A 20554-nucleotide genomic window follows, 5' to 3' on the forward strand; every position below is an offset into this window, starting at 1 on the left:
AATTAATAATTAAATGGGGTCGCAAAATCAAAAATAAGGGTAATGCTTGTATCACAGTTTAAATGTGCAACAGCTTAGTAGCCTGCAAATACTTTGTGGTAGCCCCGATTTCGATCGCCTAATTTGTATGGTGCGTCAACAGTCGATCGCCATTTTGCTTTGATTTTCAGGTATAGCAACCGCTTAATTTAAATTGTGTAGCCTGTCTTTGATTTTTGTGCGAGTCACCAATGCAGACTCACAGCGTTCCCAGTAAATTTTAGCAACGCGATCGCCCGGATTCTGACGCCAACACTCGGAAAACAGCCGCGCCGCTTCAAATAACTTCCCTTCCGAGTAAAGTACCCTAGCTTCTGCAAACAATTCCAGCGTAGCTAACTTGGCTTGTTTAATTTCTGGTGGATCTGCATCAAACACCTCATAAATCGTCACAGCTTCGGATTTTCCCTTGACTTTTACCGTGTCTAGAGTGCGGATTGTGTACTGGGATGGATTTTTCAGGCGCGCATAAGTTGGCTGGGTAATTAACAGCGAAACGCCATAATTTTTTGTCAAACTTTCCACACGAGAAGCTAAATTCACCGCATCGCTGATGACTGTCCCGTCCATGCGATTGGGTCCTCCCACAGTTCCCAGCATCAAAGAACCCGTATTAATCCCAATCCCAATCTGAATCGGCGCACAGCCAGCGTTAGCGCAGTATTCATTGTATTCAGCGAGACGGTGCAGCATCGCAATTCCCGCTTTCACCGCATTATCCGCCTCACCGCTAAACAGCGCCATAATCGCATCGCCAATATATTTATCAATAAACCCCTTATTTTGATTAATCACGGGTTCCATGCGACTGAGATAAGAATTGATAAATTTGAAATTATCCTCCGGCGTCATAGTTTCCGAAAGCGTGGTGAAATCACGAATGTCGGAAAACAACACGGACATTTCTAACTGCACTTGGTCCCCCAATTCCACATCAATGATGCTTGATTTCTCTAAAAACTGGAGAAATTGATGGGGAACAAATCGCTCGTAAGCTTTGTTTAGTTGAGCCAGCCTGCTTTCATTTTCGCGTACTTCTGTATAAAGCTTAGAATTTTGAATTGAGATCGCCGCTTGTCCAGATAAAACTTTTAATATTTCCACTCTTTCTGGGGTAAAAGCTCCCGCTGTCAAATTATTTTCTAGGTAAACAATACTAATGATTTGAGATTGATTAATCAGCGGCACACATAAAATTGATTTGGGCTGATGCTTTCGGATGTGGCGGTCGTTGGTAAATTGTCCCGATCGGGCAGCATCATCTAGTACCACGCTTTCTTGAGTGCGGCTCACATAATTGACAATTGCGGAGGAAAGTTCTTGACAGGTTTCAACGGGGATTGACTGCAACACGGTAACGAGTTCGTCATCGATTGTCCCTTCAGCTTCAATGAACAGTTGTCCCTGGCTTAACAAAATCAGATAGCCTCGTTGCGCCCCTGCATTTTCTATCAAAATTTTCATCAAGCTAGACAGTAGCTTATCTAGCATAATTTCTCCAGAAATCGCCTGAGAAGCCTTCATGACTGCGGTGATATCTAGGTGATTACCCGAACCAGTCGTTGTCATTGCTACGGTAGTTTGAGTATTTTTCCTTCCCGGTTGAGTTACCGCGAATAAGTGGGGATATCGCGTTTCTAAATCTGTTACCTTAGCCGTGGCTCCCCAGTCAACATAACAATAATACGCCTCAAATATGTAGGCTTGAGCAACTTTTGTTTTGCCCCATTCCCCGTAGAATTTTGCTGCTAGTTCGTTGGCCAGGGCTTCGTCATTAACATATTTGTTTTCTTTGGCTCCTTCAATTGCGCGATCGTACATTTCAATCGCCTCGGCTTTATTGCCCAACACCCGTTGCCGTTCTGCTTCCACTAAATACCATTTATGCAGATAATTCATGGGAGCATTTTGCGCCCACTTTTGCAGCGTGCTTTGATGGGTTCCCACTAAGGCAATAATTTCAGTTTGCTCAACTGCTGGCTGTGCGGGAAAAAGTGCCAGGTGCGTCAGGGCGGCATAAAAATGAAAAATTGGAACAAAAGCCGATCCAGATACTCCCATCAAATACTGTTTGACTTGGGTAATGTGGTCTAGGGCAGCCGTATAATTGCCATAGCAGTAAGCAAGCAGCAGTTTGTAGATGCAGGCACAGGCGATCGCCGTGAATTCATTATCCTGATAGTGCTTGGGAATCATCACCGTTTCATCGTAGGCAGAGCCTATTAACAAATCCGGCCGAATACGGGTTTCCCTCAAGTTTTGCACTGTCTGCTGAATCATATCCAAATAAACCCGAGCAGAATATTGTTTCAACTGCGCCATGACAGCCCTGTAATTTGCTATTTCTGGTTCCCAAGTGTCTAGTTCTACCCCAGCGAATAAATAAGTATAAAAGCAAATATATATGTTGTACCCAGCGTTTACAAAGTCGCCTGTTTCCATGCCCAACCTATAGCCCTCTTTCAGCGTCGGTATCGTTGCCAAAAGAGATTCTTGGCGATGCTGAATCCAGCCACCAAACAAAAGTAGAACTGTGGACTTGAATTCGGGCACATTCAACCGATCGAGCAATGAAAGTGCCAATTGCCCAAAGCCATAGCCCGTTTCCACCTCTTGTAAAAAGGCACAGAACACCATCCCGTGCATCGCATAACCCACCGTCGATGCGGGCGCATTCCCAAAGGAGAGCGATAAACTCACCATCGTTGAGCTAAGCAGGGGCAGCAAACCGGGCATTCCCTGGAAAATGGGTGGAAACAACATACCAGACAGTTGCATAGCTGCCTGAGTCTGTGGATTTGTCATCACAGGTAGGTCAACCAATTCCTCAATCTTTCTGCCGCCGAGGAGGGCAGCAAGGGCTTGTAGCGCTTTGCCAATCTTGGCTTGATCAGGTTCGGCAGGGAGTTCAATCCCCAATTGTAAGAGTGCCTCTCTTGCTACTGCGATCGTTTCTAACACCTTGCTCTGGGCTGTCTGAGCGGCAATTTGAATTTCGTAAATTTTAACTCGCTCTAAAATCGTCTGAGCTTCTTGCAAAACCAGTGCTGCCATCTGTTCCATACGCTCAAAGTCACCATTCAAATAGGCAATTTCAGCAGCAGCAACATAAAGATTTAGCGCCAATTCATATTGAGTTTGCCAGCATTGAGGTGTCAATAGCTCAATTCCCGTTTGTAGATAGATATTGGCTGCAGCGTAGGCGGTAGAATTTCTAGCCTTACGTCCAGCTTCTAAGTTGAGTTGGGCTAAGTCTGAGCGTTCACTTAATGGATGGATTAACTCAATTCCTTGATTTAAATGCCCCACAATATCAAATATTTTTTCTTCTGTTTCTATCTCGGAAGAACTTTGTAGCAGTAACTGTCCTATTTTCAGATGAGTGGCTTGTTTTTGGTCGTCGGGAATCAATGAATAAGCCGCTTGCTGGACGCGATCGTGCAGGAACTTATAAGTGGGATTAGCAACAGATTGATTGGGGGATTGAGCATCTGCTTGAATGAAGTTATAGCCTTCTGAAATTACTAAAATGAGTCCTTCTTGCAAGGCTTTCCACAGCGCTGATTCCGTTTCTTCTGGTAATTCTTCGCTGACTACTGCCAATGTATCTAAATCAAACTGCGCCCCAATGCAAGCCGCCAGTTTTAGGACATCCTGAGTTTCTTTCGGCAACTTCTGCAATTGCGTCGCCATAAACTCCACCACATCCGAGGCGTCGGCAAATGTAACTTGATTAATATCGCACTGCCACCCCCCTTGACTGCCCCCCTTACTAAGAGGGGATTGAGGGGGGTTAAAAATAATTTGACCATCTTCATGCAACGCCTTGAGGAATTGAGTCGAGAAAAAGGGATTACCTTGGGTTTTTTGATAAACCAATTCTGTCAAGGGCCCGGCCAAGGATAAATCGCAAATCAGCGTATCTGCTACCAACTGATTAAGATCTGCTAAACTCAATGGTTGCAGCGTAATCGTATTCACCGTGGCTCCCGACTTCACAATCTCATCCACAGTCAACATAAACGGATGAGCCGGTGATACCTCATTATCTCGATAAGCACCCAATACTAACAGATGCCCCGTATCCTCCATCAACAGTTGTAGCAATTTCAGCGATGCCGAATCTGCCCACTGCAAATCGTCCAGAAACATCACTAAGGGATGTTCTGCTTGGGTAAATACTTGCACAAATTTCTGCATCAGCAGATTGAAGCGATTTTGGGCGGCACTCCCCGACAATTCTAGTGCAGGACTTTGAGCGCCAATGATGTGTTCTAATTCAGGAATTACGTCAATCAAGACTTGCCCACTCTCACCTACTGCGGTGAGAATCAGGGTTTTCCACCTGTGTAACTGAGCGTCACTTTCTGATAATAATTGTCCCATCAATTCCCGAAATGCTTGCACAAATGCACTGAAAGGAATATTGCGTTGGAATTGGTCGTATTTGCCTTTGATAAAATAGCCACGCTGTCGGGCGATCGGCTTGTGCACTTCATTCACTACTGCGGTTTTACCAATCCCAGAAAAGCCAGCTACTAGCATCATTTCGGCACTAGCATTACGAACTCTTTCAAAAGCAGTTAATAGATGAAAAACTTCTGTTTCTCTACCGTATAACTTTTCGGGAATCAGGAAATGGTCTGTAAGATCCAGCGTTCCCAAGTCAAATTCTTCTATACTATCAGTTTCTTGTAATTGAACCAGGCACATTTCTAAGTCCTGCTTGAGCCCCAATGCAGTTTGATAGCGATTTTCCGCATTTTTCGCCATCAGCTTGCTGACAATTTGAGACACAATTACGGGAATTTCTGGCTTGATTTCGTGCGGGGCAACTGGTTGTCTGGCAATGTGGCAGTGAACTAGCTCTAAAGCGTCTTCTGTCTCAAAAGGCAGTTTTCCTGTCAGCAATTCGTAGAAGGTGACGCCGAGGGAGTAAAAGTCAGTGCGGTAGTCGATAGAGCGATTCATCCTACCAGTTTGTTCCGGAGAGATGTAAGCGAGGGTTCCTTCTAAAACGTTGGGATTTTTCAGGGTTGGCATTTCTCGCGTTAGCTGAGTGGAAATGCCAAAGTCGATAATTTTGAGCTGTCCCGTTTCCGGGTTATAAACAATATTTGAGGGGTTAATATCTTTGTGGATGATATTGGCGCTGTGAATTTGTCCTAAAGTTTCAGTGGCAGCGATCGCCAGAAGCAGAAATTCCTTTAGACTAAACTTTCGCTGCTGCATCCATATTTTCAAGGATTCCCCACCAAAGTCCTCCACAAAAATTACGAGGCTGTTTTGGTATTTTTGCAAGTCATAAACTTGCACGACTCCCGCCTCTTTCAGCTCTCGGGTGATTCGGTATTCGGTGCGGTAGCGTAGCAATTCTTGAGGTGTGGGGTAGCTTTCTTTGAGCAGTTTGAGGATGAGCGGTTGGCGATCCGCTTCCCGAAGAGCCCGGTAAACCAGAGAGTTGGCACTTTCGTAAAGCAGCTTCTGGACGGCAATACCTGGAATGGAGAGCATATTTATTTTTTTGGTAAAAATTAACGCGAAGTCGAAACACACGGGGTTCGTTGTGTCGAGAATAGCGCTTTAGAAAGGAACAAATTATGTTCTTATAACACACTCTTAGTTTTTCGGCAGCGAAGTGGCTTTCAGGTAGTCTGGCAGAGTAAGGGTAAGGAGTTATCATGCGATGTACCTAAGCCTTGTTAATTCTCAACTCCATGAATTGTCACCGTTTCGGTTATCCAAACATCGTTAAAAATTGTCCCACCCCCAGCGCTCAGCAAAACTTTAAATGTATATATTGTCACAGGCAGTTTGTTTAAAACCCGAGACATCAAAGGATTTCAGAAGAAACAAAAAAATTGAGAGCTCAGCTTTTATTAGAAAAAATATCTTGAGTTGCGATTGTCAAAGTCACGAGGGTGTCCCCCCGCTGATTCCAATACTATGTGTTTTTCAACAATTAGCATCAGTCCCCCGGAAAGTTCAAGTAAAGTCAAAAAACCAAGGCAAGCTAACGATCCAACGTGATGAAATGTAGTCGTTTTTAGGCAATAAGGGGAACAAGCAGTGGAAAGAGCGGCCAATTGATGCCTTAAGCAAAGAAATTCTAGGGGTGTATATACGAAGTCGAGTTGAAATGGGTGCTAAAGGTTTTTGGGATTCCCTCCCAGTAGTTGACAGACAATGTGCCGTCTATTATACAGATTTTTGGGCAGGCTCTAAAAAAAAATCTTTCCCCAGCGACACAAATCTCTGGAGAAAGATACTGGCAAAACTTCTGATATCGAAAGATTCAATAAAACCCTTCAGCAAAGGATATCTCGTTTGGTAAGAAAGACTTTGTTCTCATCTATCTATAAAGATATCCAATCATGTGGGGGCTTTCTGGTATTTTATCCATCATTACAACGCTTCTTTACCCCTAAAAGTGTTTAGGATTTTTCGTTCCTATGCAGGACTACCAGACTTTGTTCTAATGATTTTGGAGAGTCATTTATCTACTTCCCCTTACCCTTCCCGGCTACAAACTCCCGCAGCCGGAGTAAACTAGCCGTTTGCCCCAAATTCAGCGGCAGCAGCGACACTCCCTCCAACCGAGACTGCACCCAACCATCGCCCCAATACCATTCGTGAAATCCGTCAATTCCCTGACTCAATAACAGCCGCAGACAATTGTGCTCAACAATATCAACGTGATGCTGAACTGCCACGGGGCCTAGCCAACTTGTAAAGGTCAAACCTTGAGCAAATTCTTCCGGCAAACCGCTAGACAACTGCTGCGGCCACAGCCACTGCTGCAATTGAGTTGGACGCAACAAGCTGTCTCTAATCGCTGTTTCGGAAGCTTCAAGCTCAATCCGCAGGTTGCTTTGTTGAAAATTACCGAGCATAGCAATTTGAAATTTTATATAGGAACTTTACGTAACTTAAATGTAACTTATTGCACCGCGTTCGATCGACAATCGCGATCGCACCCTCTGAAAATTCCCCTACATTTAGTAAAAAAAATTTACCTATTTGGAGAGCGGTTGGGGAGTAAAACTAGAAACAACTGCCACAATCCGCGCAGCCACAATCGAGCCCAGAACAATCCGCGCCGCCACAATCGAGTCCAGAACAATCCGCGCCGCTACAATCGAGCCCCGAACAATCCGCGCCACTACAATCGAGCCCCGAACAATCCGCGCCGCTACAATCGAGTCCAGAACAATCCGCGCCGCTACAATCGAGCCCAGAACAATCCGCGCCGCTACAATCGAGCCCAGAAAAACATTCCCAGATTCCACAATCTAGCCCTTCAATACAGTAATTTTCACCCTGAGAGCTTCTGCGAGGAGTTCCCCCCTGAGATTTTGGTCGATCGGATTTTGGTTCATCGTTACCCTCGAAATTGGGGTCATCACTGCCAGATTCACTGCTAAACCGGGCTTTCAAGATTTGATTAGCGCGCTTGCAAGCCGCAAACCGACGGCGCGATGCTTTGATCGCCCCAAACAAACCCAATTTGGTGATCGCGCCCTTGATATACTGCGAGCAAGACTCCCCCCCGTACAGCACTCGGTGAGCGCAAGAGAACCCTTTTCTCGGGGAGATGTGTTTCTGGTATCCGCTAATAGAAGCTACAGCTAATTGTCGGAGGGCTGCATCAAAAATAGGCGTTTGCATTGGTTTCCCATACGTTAGATATTTCCTTCCTGCTAAAAACTACAACCAACAGCTCAACAATTCCCGCGCCCCATCCCTCGCGCGATGCCTATTTTCGTATCGAACTGTTAAGCTCTGTTTCATTTCATTGAAATCTCCCCTGCTTCACGCCACTGCATCCAAACTCCGTGATACCATCACACCTGAGTAATGCCTATAGTAAAAAACTGGAGAGAAAAGCTTTGACACTAAGGGTTGCAGTAGTAGGTTCAGGCCCTGCGGGTTCTTCCGCCGCCGAAACATTGGTAAAAGCAGGCATCGAAACATACCTATTCGAGCGTAAATTAGACAACGCCAAACCCTGCGGTGGGGCGATTCCCCTGTGCATGGTCAGCGAATTTGACTTGCCGCAAAGTATTATTGACCGCCAAGTCAGAAAAATGAAAATGATCTCCCCCTCCAACGTCGAGGTGGACATCAATATTGAAAACGCACACGAATACATCGGTATGTGCCGGCGGGAAGTGCTCGATGGCTTCATGCGCGATCGGGCGGCTTCGTTGGGTGCGAAACTGATTAACGGCACCGTTCACACATTAGAGATTCCCGCCAACAATACTGACCCCTACACACTCCACTATGCCGACCACTCCAACGGCACCGCTGTGGGAACTCAGAAAACTCTGAAAGTGGATTTGGTGATTGGGGCCGACGGCGCTAACTCCCGCGTAGCAAAGGCAATCGATGCTGGCGACTACAATTATGCGATCGCCTTCCAAGAACGCATCCGCCTGCCGGAAGATAAAATGGCTTACTACCAAGACTTAGCCGAAATGTACGTCGGCGACGACGTATCTACCGACTTCTACGCTTGGGTGTTCCCCAAATACGACCACGTAGCCGTCGGTACGGGCACGATGAAAGTCAATCAAGCCAGTATCAAAAAGCTGCAAGCAGGAGTCCGCGCCCGCGCTGCCAAAAAACTGATGGGCGGTGAGATTATTAAAGTGGAAGCTCACCCCATCCCAGAACATCCGCGTCCCCGCCGGGTTGTCGGCCGAGTTGCTCTCGTAGGCGATGCGGCAGGTTACGTTACCAAGTCTTCCGGCGAAGGTATCTATTTTGCAGCCAAGTCTGGCCGGATGTGCGCCGAAACTATTGTGGAGATTTCCAATAAAGGCGCGCGCATTCCGACTGAAGAGGAAATTAAGCTTTACCTGAAGCGGTGGGATAAAGCCTACGGCATTACTTACAAAGTTCTCGACATTTTGCAGCGCGTGTTCTACCGTTCCGACGCTACCCGCGAAGCTTTTGTGGAAATGTGTGCCGATCGCGATGTGCAGAAACTCACTTTCGATAGCTACTTGTATAAGACAGTAGTACCAGCAAATCCTTTCATCCAGATGAAGATTACCGCCAAAACCATTGGTAGCTTGTTGCGTGGCAATGCTTTAGCGCCTTAATTTCCTGGGGATAAACGCACTTTGTATAAAAAAGCGGGCAGTCACAAAACTGCTCGCTTTTTTTTAGGGTTCAGATAACCAACCGCGAAGGCGCTAAGGGCGCGAAGGAAGAAGAGGAAGAAGAAGAATTGTTAGTTCAAGTTCAACTGCACTAAGGTATCGGGGGCGAGGAAGTGAGAAATGTGATAAGCCCGCTCTTCTGTTTTTAGCAGGATTTTTTCGTAGAGGTAGCGCGTAGCTCGATCGCCCAAACTTTCTGCTTGTCCTGCTTGACGGCGCAGCAAAACTATAATAGCTTGTTCGGCTGTCAAATCGTGTTCTAGCATTTGGCGGCAGGAATACACGCCGTCTGGTTCCGGCTCGAAACAGCACAGTTCGGCTAACTTGCTAAAACCCGCTGCTGGTATGCCGCCCAACCCGTTTAACCGTTCGCCCAACTCGTGGACGCTATCTTGAGCTTCTGCGTAGCTTTCTTGAAAGAATTGGTGCAAGGAGTAGAATTCTGCCCCTTCCACCACAAAATGATGTTTTTGATATTGCAGGTATAAAGCCTGAAAACTAGCCAGCAGCGCGTTCATCCCTTCACAAATCGGTGCTGTGACTGAATGTTCCAGTAGAACAGGGTTTTCGGCTATGTGGCCAAATGGTCTCAATGCACTCTGAGTCTGGGCCATGGGTGTTCTCCTCTCAATAGGCAGTTTTGTTGCCAATAGAGTCAGTTTAGCACCCTAGATTTACCCGTCAAGCAGCGTCTGCCTCGATAGTGGAAGATTTTATAGAGTAGGAATTTTTTTTTGTAAACCTATTGAGAATAATTAGCAGTTGGGTTATGCTTAAAAAAGATTCTCGTTCTGAACACTTCCTGAAAGTGGGGCGCACCTTCAGAAGGCAGAAGGCAGAAGGCAAAAGGCCGAATTTTTCAGAAGGGCTGTTGATAATCCTTGATGATTTTGGGAAATCTAGCTTTTAACTTCTGCAGGCTACCAGTCAGGGAAAAAATTAATGCAAATTATTACTGTTGTCAAAAAATGAATCCAGCAGATGCAGAATTAGAAGTTTGTGAGATTGTGCAAGTTAGTTGGCTAGATAGGTGGCAAGTTTACAAACGCTTGCAAGAACTCGAAATTCCCTGCTGGTGTGCCGTTGACCAACCTTTGCGGGCAAAAATCAACACTATTAAGCAAGCTGCTCAGCTAATCAGCGTGTTGAAACAAGTCAGCGCTTCTAGGGCAGAACAGGTGCAGTGGCTGGAGTGCTGCTGGCAAATGAGCTCAAGCTAGAAGGAAGTTTGGCCACGAGCAGTGTACAAGATGTAACGGATGTAACCGATTTAAAGGAGTCATAACAATGTATAAATCTGGCAAGCAAGTTTCCGAATTCAGTTTAGAGGGAGAAATCCTCGGCCTGATTATTGAAGATGGCTGCAAACTTAAATATTTGCGAATTAGCAATGCTCGCGGAGTAGAATTTCTTGTTAAACTTTCCAAGGAATTGCGGTCATTTCTGTTACCTGTTTTGACGCCCGGGTTGAAAGTTCAAGTTGTAGGTGAGAAAGAACTCAATTTAAAAAACGGTAAAATAAAACTTAAAGCTCGCAGCCTTAAGCTGGCTCAAGGTCAAAACGATCGATCGCCAGAACTGCTCGACTCCACCAATGGGTCTGTTGCGGTAGGGACATCCGACGATCGCGCGATCGGCAAAAGCGAATTCTCCTCTTCCACAGCAGCTCAAACTGTAAAATCTCCGGCAAAAACCCAAACCAAAATATTAATATGTCAAAAATCAGACTGCCAGAAGCGGGGCGCTGGAGGAGTCTGTAAAGCTTTAGAAAATGCTTTGAATTCGCGCGGTTTAGAAGACCAAGTTACAGTTCAGGGAACCGGATGTCTCAAACAGTGCAAAGCGGGCCCAGTTATAGTTGTGATGCCGGACAAAACTCGCTACAGCCGCATTGCACCGGCAGAAGTTCCAGCAATCATTGACAAACATTTTGCAGTTGTTAAAGCTTAGGCGATCGCACGCATACCGAAACAGTGCGTTAGACATCAGGAAAAATTATTTTGATAGGACTCTGGACCCAAAACTCACGTCTGTAGGGTGCTCATAGGCGCATCTTACGCCTGAATTTGAGTTTGGCTTGTAGTTCGATCGCGCGACTCGATTCAGAGGCTATTGTCCGAAAAAACAGAAAAAATGACAACAACTATTACTTAGGGGCTTCCTTCGGGAGAATATCTAAGGATAGACTGTATCTGAGACACTGTGAGTATTGGGATAAAAAGCCATGTCAGAAGCTGATCTTCGAGCCCATCAGCACCAACCGCACCCTGCTGTTCCATCCGATACCGAACCATTGCAATCAAATTTTGCTGCTGCTGGGGGTTTTGAGCCGATCGCCTCCGATGCGACAGACACTCCTGCAACCGTTCCCCAACAGCCAGAAGAAGACTGGCAAACAGTAGATTTTCCCAACGCCATCAGTGTAGATGCAATTCCCACAAAACCTGAAACAAAAAATTCGCAATCTCCGACACAGCCGACTGAGGTGGGATCGCCCCCGATTTCAGAGAATCTAAAAAATATGCTTGGGAATGCCGAACAGGCTAAGGGCAAAGGATCAACCCCAGTCACCCTCATGCAAGCGCTGCACGAATGCAACCGCGACCTTTTGCAGCGCATCGCGCAGCTAGAAACAGCTCTCGAAGAGTCCCAAAACACCTTGCAGAATCGCGAAACTTTGCTAGAACAGCGGACTGCAGAACTCGAAAATACTCAAGAACAATTGACGCGGCTGTTTGGCAAAGTGGAAGTTTCCCATCAAACCCTCCAAAGTCAAGAAATTTTAGTCGAAAATTTAAGAAGTCAGTTGGCAACCAGCCAAGTCAGGCTAGCGACTGTTGAGCGAGAATGTGCGTCTACTGTGCAGCGCTACAACGAACAGTTGCACCAGTTAGTCGCCACAGAAAATATTTGCAGGGAATTGCGAGCCCGCTTGCACCGGCAGCAGCGCCACACCCTGCAATTCAAAGCTGCCTTGGAAAGAAGTTTGGACAGGCCACAGGTAAAGTCACCGAGGATCGAGTCGCCTGACAATGCAGAGGATAGCGCCAGCGCGCAATTAGAATCATTGCTCGCGGCGGTCAAAAGCTCTCAAGTTCCGCTGCCGCCAGCCTTTAACGCTTCCCCTGTCCAACCTTGGTCGGAAACCGAAGAGAATCCAGAGGTAGCCGCTGTTGTCGAGGCGATCGAGCCTGAATCCCCAGCCCCTCTAGAACTCAACAAATTAGCCCAAGTATCCGCCATTCAATTACAGGAGACCGAAACCTACCAGCCTCATGAGCCGGCACCTGACTCGGCCCCTGCGGTTGCGGAACCTGAACTGCCGATGGCTGAGTCTGAACCCGAAACTGCTGCTACCAAAGCGGACACGCAAGAATTAGCCAGGGCTTTTCAAATTTTGAACTCCGTTGAAACCTTTGGCATTCAAGAAGTGCGATCGAGTGTGGCAAAAGCTACAGCAGTTGCCCAACCCGACTGGCTGAGCTTGATTGCCAGTCCGCTGCGGGCTTCTAAAAAACGTCGATCGCTAGCTGAAATTGAATTGCCGAGTTTTCGATAGTGAACGGAAGTTGCTAGTTTTGAGTTTTGAGACAAAACTCAAAACTCAAAACTCTTTTCTCCCTTTTCCCATGCCGTAGGTGAGAGCATAGCTGGTAGCCAACAGCCACAGCCAAACAGCCGGATACCGGGGTTCCAACCAAGGCTGTACTCTGCGGGCGAAGCTGGGAAGCCATCCGAACAGCAAACTGGCCAAAGCCAGCAGAGTAAAACTCAAGTAACTTCCCAGCCAGCGCCAAATATCCCCCAAGGTGACAAAATCTAAAATCCACAAGAGGAGAGAAGGGTTTTTTCCGGCTGCTTCGATCGCCAGTCGATTGAAAGTTAGCCAGTCGGTTCTGTCTTTAATAAAAGTTTCGGCTACGGTGAGTTTTTGTCCTGCCAAAATACCGAAAAAGGTATTGAGAATTGAATTAATTCTTTGGGGTGGCAAACTGCTGCCGGTAGGAACCATCATGCCTTTAGAAAACAGCCAAGTCACGGAAACATTGCTCTGGTAGGCGCGAATTTGGTTTAAGTGATTTGCCGTCAACAAATTGTGCTTTAATGCTGTATCCAAAAGGTCTGTTAAGCGAAAAAGATTGCGGATAAGAGAGCCGAAGCCGGTGAAAACAAGGGGAGATTGCAAGGATGCTGCGTCGCCGATCGAGATTAGGCGATCTATCGCCACGGAGCGATCGCTGCTGTTGCTGCTAAAATGCCCGGGAATATAACCAAAGGTCGGTTTTTTCCACACCAATTTATCGACATCGCAGCGGCGGTATTCTGGTAAAATTGCGAAAAAATCCTCGTACATTTCCAGCAAAGAACCGGGATTCTCTGGATGTACTTGGTGGTAGTGAAATAGATAAACTGTCAGTTCTGTGCCGGCGCCGGGAAACAACTCCCAAATGAGCTGGCGTCCGCGAGAAATGTCCCCGTGAGTGTAAAGCACATCCCCGTACTCGGAATCCCACACTCCCGGCTCAAATCCTGCGTCGATGACTGCTCCCACCGTCGGACAAACGCTGTCAAAAGCCCGCCCTTCGTTCAATTGCCAAGCGATGGGAGAAGCCGAACCCATTGCATCCACCAGCAGCCGTCCTAATGCAGTGCGATCGGCTTTTGTCGGCAAGTGGTGGCCTTGAAATACTACTTTTTCTGCTTCAACATCCGCTCGGATAAACTCAGTTTCGTCCCAGATTTCCCCACCAGCTTCTGTTAGCTTAACTCCCGCTAAATTCAGCAGTTTCTCTCCGTCCAAAGCTACATTGAGTACCTTTGGTGTGTGCAGAACTGGCGCTTTAGCAACGGGTGGATTGTTAGCATCAAAAAATTTGTTGTAGCCATCTTTATATTCTCTGGCAATCAAAGTTTCGATTTCTGCAGCAGTAAATAAACCCAAATCAATTAAGCTTTGAATTTCGTCTCGCGAAATATTCCACTCGCGATTCATCCGCCCGAAAGGCATTCGTTCAACTAGCAGCACCCGGTAGCCCAATCTCGCCATGACTGCGGCGTGAATCACTCCCAAGGCCCCGCCAATATAAATTAAGTCATAAAAAGTATCGCCAGAATCAGACACCGAAATTGTACCTTCTTCCCTCTTCCCTGTTCCCTCTTCCTTCTTCCCTCTTCCTCCTTCCTTCTTCCCTGTTCCCTCTTCCTTCAAAAACACTACTTGTTTGGGCTTTTGAGGATTGCGAGTGCCTTCGCGCCAACGTTGCTCCCACCAGTAGACGCGCTTGAGGTCGTATTCGCCTTCAGGCATTTTTTGGAAGTATTTGACGGTCAGGGGGTAATAGGGGGCCAGAGCGTCAAAAATTGACTGTTTTGAGAGGTCTATGACAGGGGGCTCGGGGTAGCGATCGGGAAACTTGTTTCTCACAGCAAGATTCAGAGTTTCCAGGAACTTTTTTTCTCCCGCAGGCGCCTCTTCTAGACGAAAGACTTTTAAATAAGTGGTGCGCTGCAGTGACCAGACAAAGGTGGAAAGTTCTGTCGATCGCCAATTTTGGTTTCCTGAATTGCTGTCAGCGAAGGAGGGTTTGGGATTGGCATTTTGAGTGCCCGACAACATAACCTCGGGTGCTGTTACGTTTGAAAGCAGGCGAAAACCGTCAGGAGTAATAATTTTTTCTCCGATTCCGGGATCGAATTCGTGCTGCAACCAAGTGCAGACGGCTGCTGTATCTGGTGTGGGGACTTCTAGATAAAGAATTTCTTGCATGATTACGGTGTCAATTCTGAATAAATTAATAAAGATGGGGGAGTTGACAAGGGAGCAAAGTAGGCTATACTCCCGAATACTTATTTAGTTTTAAATAAGTTTACAATGTTCTCAGATTTTTAGGTTTTCGATCGCTCTTGCTCTCGGTTGGCCCGCAGTGGCTGAATATCTACTCCTTTCGGTATGCAATCTCATGAATTATCCCATTCCTACGAATCCTCAAGAAATGATTGCTTTGCGACAGCAGCCACTGAATGAAGAATTGGTGGCGTCGGCGATCGCGGGTGTGATTCAAATAGCTCGATCGCGATCTCAGTCTTTGGATGAATTGAAGGCTGAGGTACTCGCGGACGACAATCTGCTCGATTTTGCTCAGAGGCTATGGCTGAGCGACATTGTGGCTCAAGCTTGGAACAATTTGCCCTAAATTGTCAACATCCAAAGCATTCTTCCCAACGTGATCGAGCCGACGACAATAAGCTGATGACAGCTATATTGTCCGGTAGAATTTGCGATCGTGTAAAAATTATAGACTTATTGCATAAATCTTCGATCGGGAAACCCCAGATAAACGCAGATAAACGCAGATGCGTTTCAATATAGCTGAAGTTTCAGAGGTTCGCCGCATTTATTAAATATTTTAAAATGCCAATAATTTGACTAATATTATCAATGAAATAATCATTTAGATCGACTTCCATAATTTGATTGCTAAGTCGTAAAAATTTCCAATTTGTCCCTGTTGTGACCACCCCATATATTTCGGAAATATTATTGTTTCTTCTTTCATTAAATATTTGAGCGGCAATCATTTCTGCCATACATTGTGGAAGTCCAGCTTGGATATTATCATTTTTAGCTTCAACCAAGGCGACAACCGGGGCTTTTATTAGTAGTTGTTCGGGAGAACGACTAATCAGAAAGTCACAGAAACCAGTTAATCCTTTTTCTAAATCTACATTAAACTCTTTTCCCGAGAAAAAGCTAATTTGATACTTAAACTGCTTTCTAACTTCTACTAAAATAGGTGTAACAATTAATTCGGAGCGAGCTTTTTCAGTATTAATTGCTAAAGCCAAAGAAATATTTTCTTGCAGAGTTTGACTGAGAAGGTCGCTATACTCGGATTCGGGTAAATTGGCAAAAATACCAACTTTGTCAGCAATGGTTATGCCAAAGTTGGTTTCAATCATTTCTAGGTTGGTGAATTGACTGTATGACATTCTTAAGGTTTTGTGTATTTAGTTTTGATTTTTAGGGCGGGCTCCCGTGCCCACCCCACAAGAGTTTAAATTAACCGGGACTCACTTAAACGTCTCGCTTTCCTACCTTGAATACATCTGCGTTTATCTGTGTTTATCTGCCTTACATCTGCGGTTTCTGTATCAATGAAAGATTTATGCAATTGCTCGTCTATTGTAGAACTTATCCACTACCGCAACTCAACTTCTCGCTTGACTTCTGCTAAAACTCGATCGCCCCGAGTCAACCGATATTCGGCCCGCCAAACTCCGGGAGTCAGAGGAGAATTCGTACTGTTTCTTTTGCCGACATAACCCAACCAAGTGCGGCTGGGGGCTTTAATTTCATTGGTCTGATCGGCAATGTTTGTGCCGTTGGGTGCAAATAATTTGTATTGTTCGCGATCGCCCTTGAGCACTCCGTAACTTTGCACCCAAAACAACAAAGCTGGACTGTTTGCAGGGAGTTGAGTCTCGGAAAATTGTCCTTCCCAGACAGCGTTAATATCGGGTGGCTTATTGGCAAAACCAGCCCGGATTAAACCTGTGGAAATATAGTTGATCGGCTTGTCCCAAATTGGATTGCGGGCGGTGTTGCAGCCTACCTTCGCGTCTGGCCCGACAAACGGATCTACGGGTTTGCCTTGATAGCGAAAAGTTACGTGTACGTGGGGGAAAGAGGCCATCCCAGAGTTTCCCACCATGCCCAAAACTGTGCCTTTTTGTACCTGCGTACCCGGTTTGACGGCAACGCTGCCTTTGCGGAGGTGGCAGTATTGGGCTGCCCAACCACCGCCGTGGTCGATTACCATGCCGTTGCCGCATTCTGTGCCTGCGATGCTGGCTTTGTCTGTATCGTTTTGTAAACGCCGATCGACCACACCATCTCGCGATCGCAAAACTTTGCCTGCAGCGGAGGCAATAACTGGAACTCCTTTTGCCATTGCTTTGGCGTCGGGAATGGCAAAGTCTGTGCCGTCGTGCCCGTCGTAGGTTTGGCGCCCGCAGCCAAAATCGACGGCGGTGGGGCCGGGTTCTCGATCGAAATACAGCAATACAAAACAGTCTTTGCCTAGGGTACAGTCTATCGGTTGACCGAATTGCGGGTTGTTCGGCTTTTGGGCGACTGCGGTCGAAACGAGACGCTGGGCGATCGTGTGGGCTTCGGCGATCGGCGCACTTACTCCGCTGTCACTATCACAACTAGAAAGACTTGTCAACCCCAAGACCAACAAAATTGCAGAAATGTATTTTTTTGATAGTATAGTCATTCGCTGGTTAGATGTAAAAGCTGAGGTGGGTAGTGAAAAATCAATTAATGATTCAGAATAGAGGGGAGCAAGAATCTAGACGATTGGTAAGGCTTTTTCGTTTCCTATATTTGTTATATTATTTTGAGTTTGAACTTTTAAAATTTTAATTACTTCAAGAATGCGCTCTAAAATTCGATCGCTCATTTCGATCATTCGGCTGTCCGGGCTTGCTGTTGCTGCTTTGGCGATGTGGGGATTTGCCACCCTTGCCCAAGAGGTTTTGGAAAAGGAAACCTACGCTTTCGATAAATCTATTTTACTATATCTTAGGAGCCTTCACACTCCGCTGCGCGATCGCATCATGCTCGCCTTTACATTTTTGGGGGAGCCAAATTTGCTGCTAGCCCTGAGCGTCAGTTTGGGTATTATCTTGTGGTGGCGCAAACATAACTCCGAAGCCACAACTATTGCAGTTACGGGCGCAGGGGCGCTCGGTTTAAATATACTCTTAAAACAACTGTTTGCACGCGCTCGACCTCAACTTTGGGAGCGCGCGGTTGAGGTGAAATTTTACAGTTTTCCTAGCGGGCACGCCATGATTTCAATGGTTGTTTACGGTTTGCTGGGATATTTATTGGGTTCCCGTTTTCCCAAGCAGCGCTGGTGGATTTACAGCTTGACAGTTGTATTAATTGCTGCTATTGGTTTGAGCAGGCTTTATCTCGGAGTTCACTGGCCTACCGATGTTATTGCTGGTTATATGGCTGGTTTTATATGGCTGATTGCCTGCATTTTAAGTTTGGAAGTATGGAAGCAGTTTCATGATTCTCGTCCAGTTCCTGAAGAGAATTTTTTGTCGCCTGACTCCCATAATTTAACCGATCAAGAACAATAAATGAGCTTCGTAGTGAGGACTTCAGTCCTCATAAAATTCCGATTAATTGCATTCCTTACACCCAACAATAAACAAGGTTCAATCCTTCGGACTTCAGTTTTTTTTCCCATCCGAGAAATTGCATTCCTTACTATCACCAATAAAAATAAACAAGGTTCGATCGTTCGGACTTCAGTCCTCTTACAAATCCGAGGACTTGCATTCCTCACTACAAACTATTAAGAACAATTTGCTTTTGGGTCAAACACATGGCAATTCCTTTTTCGTAGTAAGCCGCCTCGTTAATAAAAATTGGATATACCGTCGATTTACCTTCATACCAGACCGACTCGCCATCAAAGGTCAAAAACATCGGATCGCCGGGATTCAGGGCTTCATAATCTCTGGATTGTAGCTGAGGATGAATCATTGCCTGAATTTCTCCCTTTTCGTTTCTGGGATAGTCGATCGCCCCAATGGTGTGATAAATAGTCAGGGGATTCTTTGCAGCAGGCATTGTGCCTTGATTGTAGGCTTCTACGCCGTCTAAAATTCGGCAGACTAATTGCTCAGTTTGCTGAAATAAAGACGCATCTAATACGCCTTGCGGCACTGCACCAACTTCCAGCGTACCGCCTAATACCGAAAGCGATCGCAGCAAAGGACTATCATGATTCTTGGTTGTAGAAGCGAGTACCTTGAGGTGGGGATACACTGAGGTTAAATAAGCTGCTAGCTGCAGGTTAAATGGATGATGGCTGGCGAGAATAAATGTTAGCCCCATGTTGGATGTGGTGCTGTGCAAATCGATAATTACGTTGGGCAGATGAGTGTTTTTTGAAGTAAAAATGCGGTAGATTTCTTTCGCCCGCTGCGCTTCATAGCTGGAGAGATGGGGATTTTCTAAATCTTGCTTTCTAAAGCAGCGGTTGAGGTCGATATCGATGTAGCGTGTCCCGATTTCGCAAGCTTTGGGATTGGCTAGCAGGGCGATTGTTTCAAAAGTCGATCGCCCAATTAACTGTGGCGCGCGCTCGAATTTCTTCACGAGGTAAATTCCTGTGAGTTCGTTTCCGTGGGTTCCTCCCACTATGGCAACACGTTTAATTTGGTTCATAGACAAATAACTTCCTATCCCCAGCGTACCACCCTTTGTCATCTGTGGGTAAAAAACAGGAGATTGAGGTTTATTATGTGTTTATATTTAGATTATCTAAAGTTTAAGTAAGTAGGTATCACACGCAGACCTTGGAAACCCAGTTTATCTGAGCCTGTCACAATAAAATGAAGACTACCGAGAGATAAAGGATATGACGCCAGAGGAGTTGTTGCAGTTAATCGACAAAGCTGCGGATGAGGGCCAGACAGAATTGGATTTGGCAGGGTTCGAGGAATTGCCGCCGGAGATAGGCAAGTGCGCTCCGCTTGAGAGGTTGGCGTTGGGGAAATTTGGTATGATAGTTTGATCGATCGCACTATTATATATTCCGTAAATTACCAGCTATGAACATTCAGTTGGTTGACTCCTTAATTCAAGTCATTGAGTCGCTGACACCTGAAGAGAGTTTGCTGTTTCAAGAAAAACTCTCGGCTAGGGCGATTCAGAGTACGCTTGGAGTCTGTGGAGGAAATGCCCGGATTCGCAACACCCGCATTCCTGTTTGGACACTGGTTTCGCTTCACCAACAGGGGGCTGATGAGGCTGAGTTATTTCAGAATTATCCAGTCTTGGACGATCGCGATTTAGAGAATGCTTGGCGTTATTACGATCGCCACCGGGAAGAAATCGATCGCATTATTGTTTCTCATCAAACCGATGATTGAAAGGGTGAGGCTGTATTAAGAGTGAAAATTTCCCGATCGCAATGGTCGAGCATTTGCGTAGCCTTGACTGTGATGTTTTAACTTCCTATGATGCTGGTCAAGCGAATCAAGGGATTGCTGATGACGAGGTTCTCCGATTTGCTACTGAACAAAATCGGGCGGTAATTAGCTTCAATCGCGATGATTTTGTGGCGCTACACCGTCGCGGTGAACATCATGCAGGAATTATTGTGTGTAAAGACGATCGAGATTACTTGGGACAAGTTACTATTCTTCATGCCTATGTTCAGGATGTTGATTCGCTGTTCGATTAGACCTCTTGCGAAAGTCTCAGGCGATCTCTAATTTAGTCTTTAAAGAAAGTTCATAATTATAAATGCCAGCGA

17 protein-coding genes and 2 pseudogenes are annotated in these 20554 nt (G+C 46.0%); 10 read left to right on the top strand and 9 right to left on the bottom strand.

Annotated elements, in window-relative coordinates:
* Positions 1-183 precede the first annotated feature (183 nt).
* Complete coding sequence (locus QT996_RS25830; protein WP_333050106.1) at positions 184-5553, bottom strand: AAA family ATPase; 5370 nt, start codon at positions 5551-5553, stop codon at positions 184-186.
* A gap of 203 nt (positions 5554-5756) precedes the next feature.
* Here QT996_RS25830 and QT996_RS25835 point away from each other — a divergent pair.
* Positions 5757-6460 (top strand): annotated as a pseudogene (locus tag QT996_RS25835) (IS1 family transposase); the annotation flags it as partial.
* A 79-nt stretch (positions 6461-6539) separates the two neighbouring features.
* Here the strand turns inward: QT996_RS25835 and QT996_RS25840 are convergent.
* From QT996_RS25840 to yidD, 3 genes and pseudogenes are all read right to left on the bottom strand, one after another.
* A complete protein-coding gene (locus tag QT996_RS25840; RefSeq protein WP_333050108.1) occupies positions 6540-6932 on the bottom strand; it encodes a hypothetical protein in 393 nt (130 codons plus the stop codon).
* A 123-nt stretch (positions 6933-7055) separates the two neighbouring features.
* Positions 7056-7328 carry a hypothetical protein gene (locus QT996_RS25845; RefSeq protein ID WP_333050132.1) on the bottom strand — a complete coding sequence of 91 codons (273 nt, stop codon included), beginning with the start codon at positions 7326-7328 and terminating at the stop codon, positions 7056-7058.
* 154 nt (positions 7329-7482) lie between these two features.
* Positions 7483-7707, bottom strand: a pseudogene (yidD, locus tag QT996_RS25850) (membrane protein insertion efficiency factor YidD); the annotation flags it as partial.
* A gap of 221 nt (positions 7708-7928) precedes the next feature.
* Between yidD and chlP the strand changes: the two are divergent.
* Positions 7929-9149, top strand: coding sequence for a geranylgeranyl reductase (gene chlP / locus QT996_RS25855; RefSeq protein ID WP_333050110.1), 1221 nt, complete (start codon positions 7929-7931; stop codon positions 9147-9149).
* Positions 9150-9280: 131 nt separating this feature from the next.
* Here the strand turns inward: chlP and QT996_RS25860 are convergent, their stop codons facing one another.
* Positions 9281-9823, bottom strand: coding sequence for a Dps family protein (locus tag QT996_RS25860; RefSeq protein WP_333050111.1), 543 nt, complete (start codon positions 9821-9823; stop codon positions 9281-9283).
* A gap of 354 nt (positions 9824-10177) precedes the next feature.
* On the opposite strand from QT996_RS25860, the gene QT996_RS25865 reads away from it, so the two are divergent.
* The 3 genes from QT996_RS25865 to QT996_RS25875 all read left to right on the top strand — a co-directional run bounded on the left by QT996_RS25865 (position 10178) and on the right by QT996_RS25875 (position 12768).
* Positions 10178-10429 carry an Asr1405/Asl0597 family protein gene (locus tag QT996_RS25865; RefSeq protein ID WP_333050112.1) on the top strand — a complete coding sequence of 84 codons (252 nt, stop codon included), beginning with the start codon at positions 10178-10180 and terminating at the stop codon, positions 10427-10429.
* Between the two features lie 67 nt (positions 10430-10496).
* The gene (locus QT996_RS25870) at positions 10497-11159 is read left to right on the top strand and encodes a (2Fe-2S) ferredoxin domain-containing protein (protein WP_333050114.1); all 663 of its coding nucleotides are present in this window, start codon (positions 10497-10499) and stop codon (positions 11157-11159) included.
* 274 nt (positions 11160-11433) lie between these two features.
* Entirely contained in the window at positions 11434-12768 is a 1335-nt protein-coding gene (locus QT996_RS25875; protein WP_333050116.1) for a hypothetical protein, read from the top strand.
* A gap of 45 nt (positions 12769-12813) precedes the next feature.
* On the opposite strand, the gene QT996_RS25880 is transcribed toward QT996_RS25875, so the two are convergent.
* Complete coding sequence (locus QT996_RS25880; RefSeq protein WP_333050118.1) at positions 12814-14976, bottom strand: flavin-dependent dehydrogenase; 2163 nt, start codon at positions 14974-14976, stop codon at positions 12814-12816.
* A 193-nt stretch (positions 14977-15169) separates the two neighbouring features.
* Between QT996_RS25880 and QT996_RS25885 the strand changes: the two genes are divergently transcribed.
* Positions 15170-15403, top strand: a complete 234-nt coding sequence (locus QT996_RS25885) for a hypothetical protein (protein ID WP_190662685.1) — start codon at positions 15170-15172, stop codon at positions 15401-15403.
* Positions 15404-15587: 184 nt separating this feature from the next.
* Here the strand turns inward: QT996_RS25885 and QT996_RS25890 are convergent, their stop codons facing one another.
* On the bottom strand, positions 15588-16169 hold the full coding sequence (locus QT996_RS25890) for a hypothetical protein (protein WP_333050120.1): 582 nt from the start codon (positions 16167-16169) through the stop codon (positions 15588-15590).
* Between the two features lie 239 nt (positions 16170-16408).
* Positions 16409-17488: a M23 family metallopeptidase gene (locus tag QT996_RS25895; RefSeq protein WP_333050122.1), complete on the bottom strand. Its 1080-nt coding sequence runs from the start codon at positions 17486-17488 to the stop codon at positions 16409-16411.
* Between the two features lie 160 nt (positions 17489-17648).
* On the opposite strand from QT996_RS25895, the gene QT996_RS25900 reads away from it, so the two are divergent.
* Positions 17649-18365, top strand: a complete 717-nt coding sequence (locus tag QT996_RS25900; protein ID WP_333050123.1) for a phosphatase PAP2 family protein — start codon at positions 17649-17651, stop codon at positions 18363-18365.
* Positions 18366-18573: 208 nt separating this feature from the next.
* Here the strand turns inward: QT996_RS25900 and QT996_RS25905 are convergent, their stop codons facing one another.
* Entirely contained in the window at positions 18574-19461 is an 888-nt protein-coding gene (locus tag QT996_RS25905; RefSeq protein WP_333050126.1) for an aspartoacylase, read from the bottom strand.
* 193 nt (positions 19462-19654) lie between these two features.
* Here QT996_RS25905 and QT996_RS25910 point away from each other — a divergent pair, with 193 nt between their 5' ends.
* From QT996_RS25910 to QT996_RS25920, 3 genes are read left to right on the top strand one after another with little or no spacing between them, the layout of a single operon-like run.
* On the top strand, positions 19655-19810 hold the full coding sequence (locus tag QT996_RS25910; RefSeq protein ID WP_333050128.1) for a hypothetical protein: 156 nt from the start codon (positions 19655-19657) through the stop codon (positions 19808-19810).
* A 37-nt stretch (positions 19811-19847) separates the two neighbouring features.
* The gene (locus QT996_RS25915) at positions 19848-20168 is read left to right on the top strand and encodes a DUF433 domain-containing protein (protein ID WP_333050130.1); all 321 of its coding nucleotides are present in this window, start codon (positions 19848-19850) and stop codon (positions 20166-20168) included.
* Positions 20169-20203: 35 nt separating this feature from the next.
* Entirely contained in the window at positions 20204-20482 is a 279-nt protein-coding gene (locus QT996_RS25920) for a DUF5615 family PIN-like protein (protein ID WP_333050131.1), read from the top strand.
* The last annotated feature ends 72 nt before the right edge of the window (positions 20483-20554 follow it).

This window comes from Microcoleus sp. S13C4, from assembly GCF_036700865.1.
Taxonomy (GTDB): Bacteria; Cyanobacteriota; Cyanobacteriia; order Cyanobacteriales; family Microcoleaceae; genus Microcoleus.

Bases quoted from the DNA above. Each gene is read 5' to 3' on its own strand.
- QT996_RS25875 (WP_333050116.1), top strand. From the start codon at position 11,434: ATGTCAGAAGCTGATCTTCGAGCCCATCAGCACCAACCGCACCCTGCT.
- QT996_RS25895 (WP_333050122.1), bottom strand. From the start codon at position 17,488: ATGACTATACTATCAAAAAAATACATTTCTGCAATTTTGTTGGTCTTG.
- QT996_RS25840 (WP_333050108.1), bottom strand. From the start codon at position 6,932: ATGCTCGGTAATTTTCAACAAAGCAACCTGCGGATTGAGCTTGAAGCT.
- QT996_RS25880 (WP_333050118.1), bottom strand. From the start codon at position 14,976: ATGCAAGAAATTCTTTATCTAGAAGTCCCCACACCAGATACAGCAGCC.
- QT996_RS25885 (WP_190662685.1), top strand. From the start codon at position 15,170: ATGAATTATCCCATTCCTACGAATCCTCAAGAAATGATTGCTTTGCGA.
- QT996_RS25915 (WP_333050130.1), top strand. From the start codon at position 19,848: ATGAACATTCAGTTGGTTGACTCCTTAATTCAAGTCATTGAGTCGCTG.
- QT996_RS25860 (WP_333050111.1), bottom strand. From the start codon at position 9,823: ATGGCCCAGACTCAGAGTGCATTGAGACCATTTGGCCACATAGCCGAA.
- QT996_RS25890 (WP_333050120.1), bottom strand. From the start codon at position 16,169: ATGATTGAAACCAACTTTGGCATAACCATTGCTGACAAAGTTGGTATT.
- QT996_RS25870 (WP_333050114.1), top strand. From the start codon at position 10,497: ATGTATAAATCTGGCAAGCAAGTTTCCGAATTCAGTTTAGAGGGAGAA.
- QT996_RS25900 (WP_333050123.1), top strand. From the start codon at position 17,649: ATGCGCTCTAAAATTCGATCGCTCATTTCGATCATTCGGCTGTCCGGG.
- QT996_RS25910 (WP_333050128.1), top strand. From the start codon at position 19,655: ATGACGCCAGAGGAGTTGTTGCAGTTAATCGACAAAGCTGCGGATGAG.
- QT996_RS25865 (WP_333050112.1), top strand. From the start codon at position 10,178: ATGAATCCAGCAGATGCAGAATTAGAAGTTTGTGAGATTGTGCAAGTT.
- QT996_RS25905 (WP_333050126.1), bottom strand. From the start codon at position 19,461: ATGAACCAAATTAAACGTGTTGCCATAGTGGGAGGAACCCACGGAAAC.
- QT996_RS25830 (WP_333050106.1), bottom strand. From the start codon at position 5,553: ATGCTCTCCATTCCAGGTATTGCCGTCCAGAAGCTGCTTTACGAAAGT.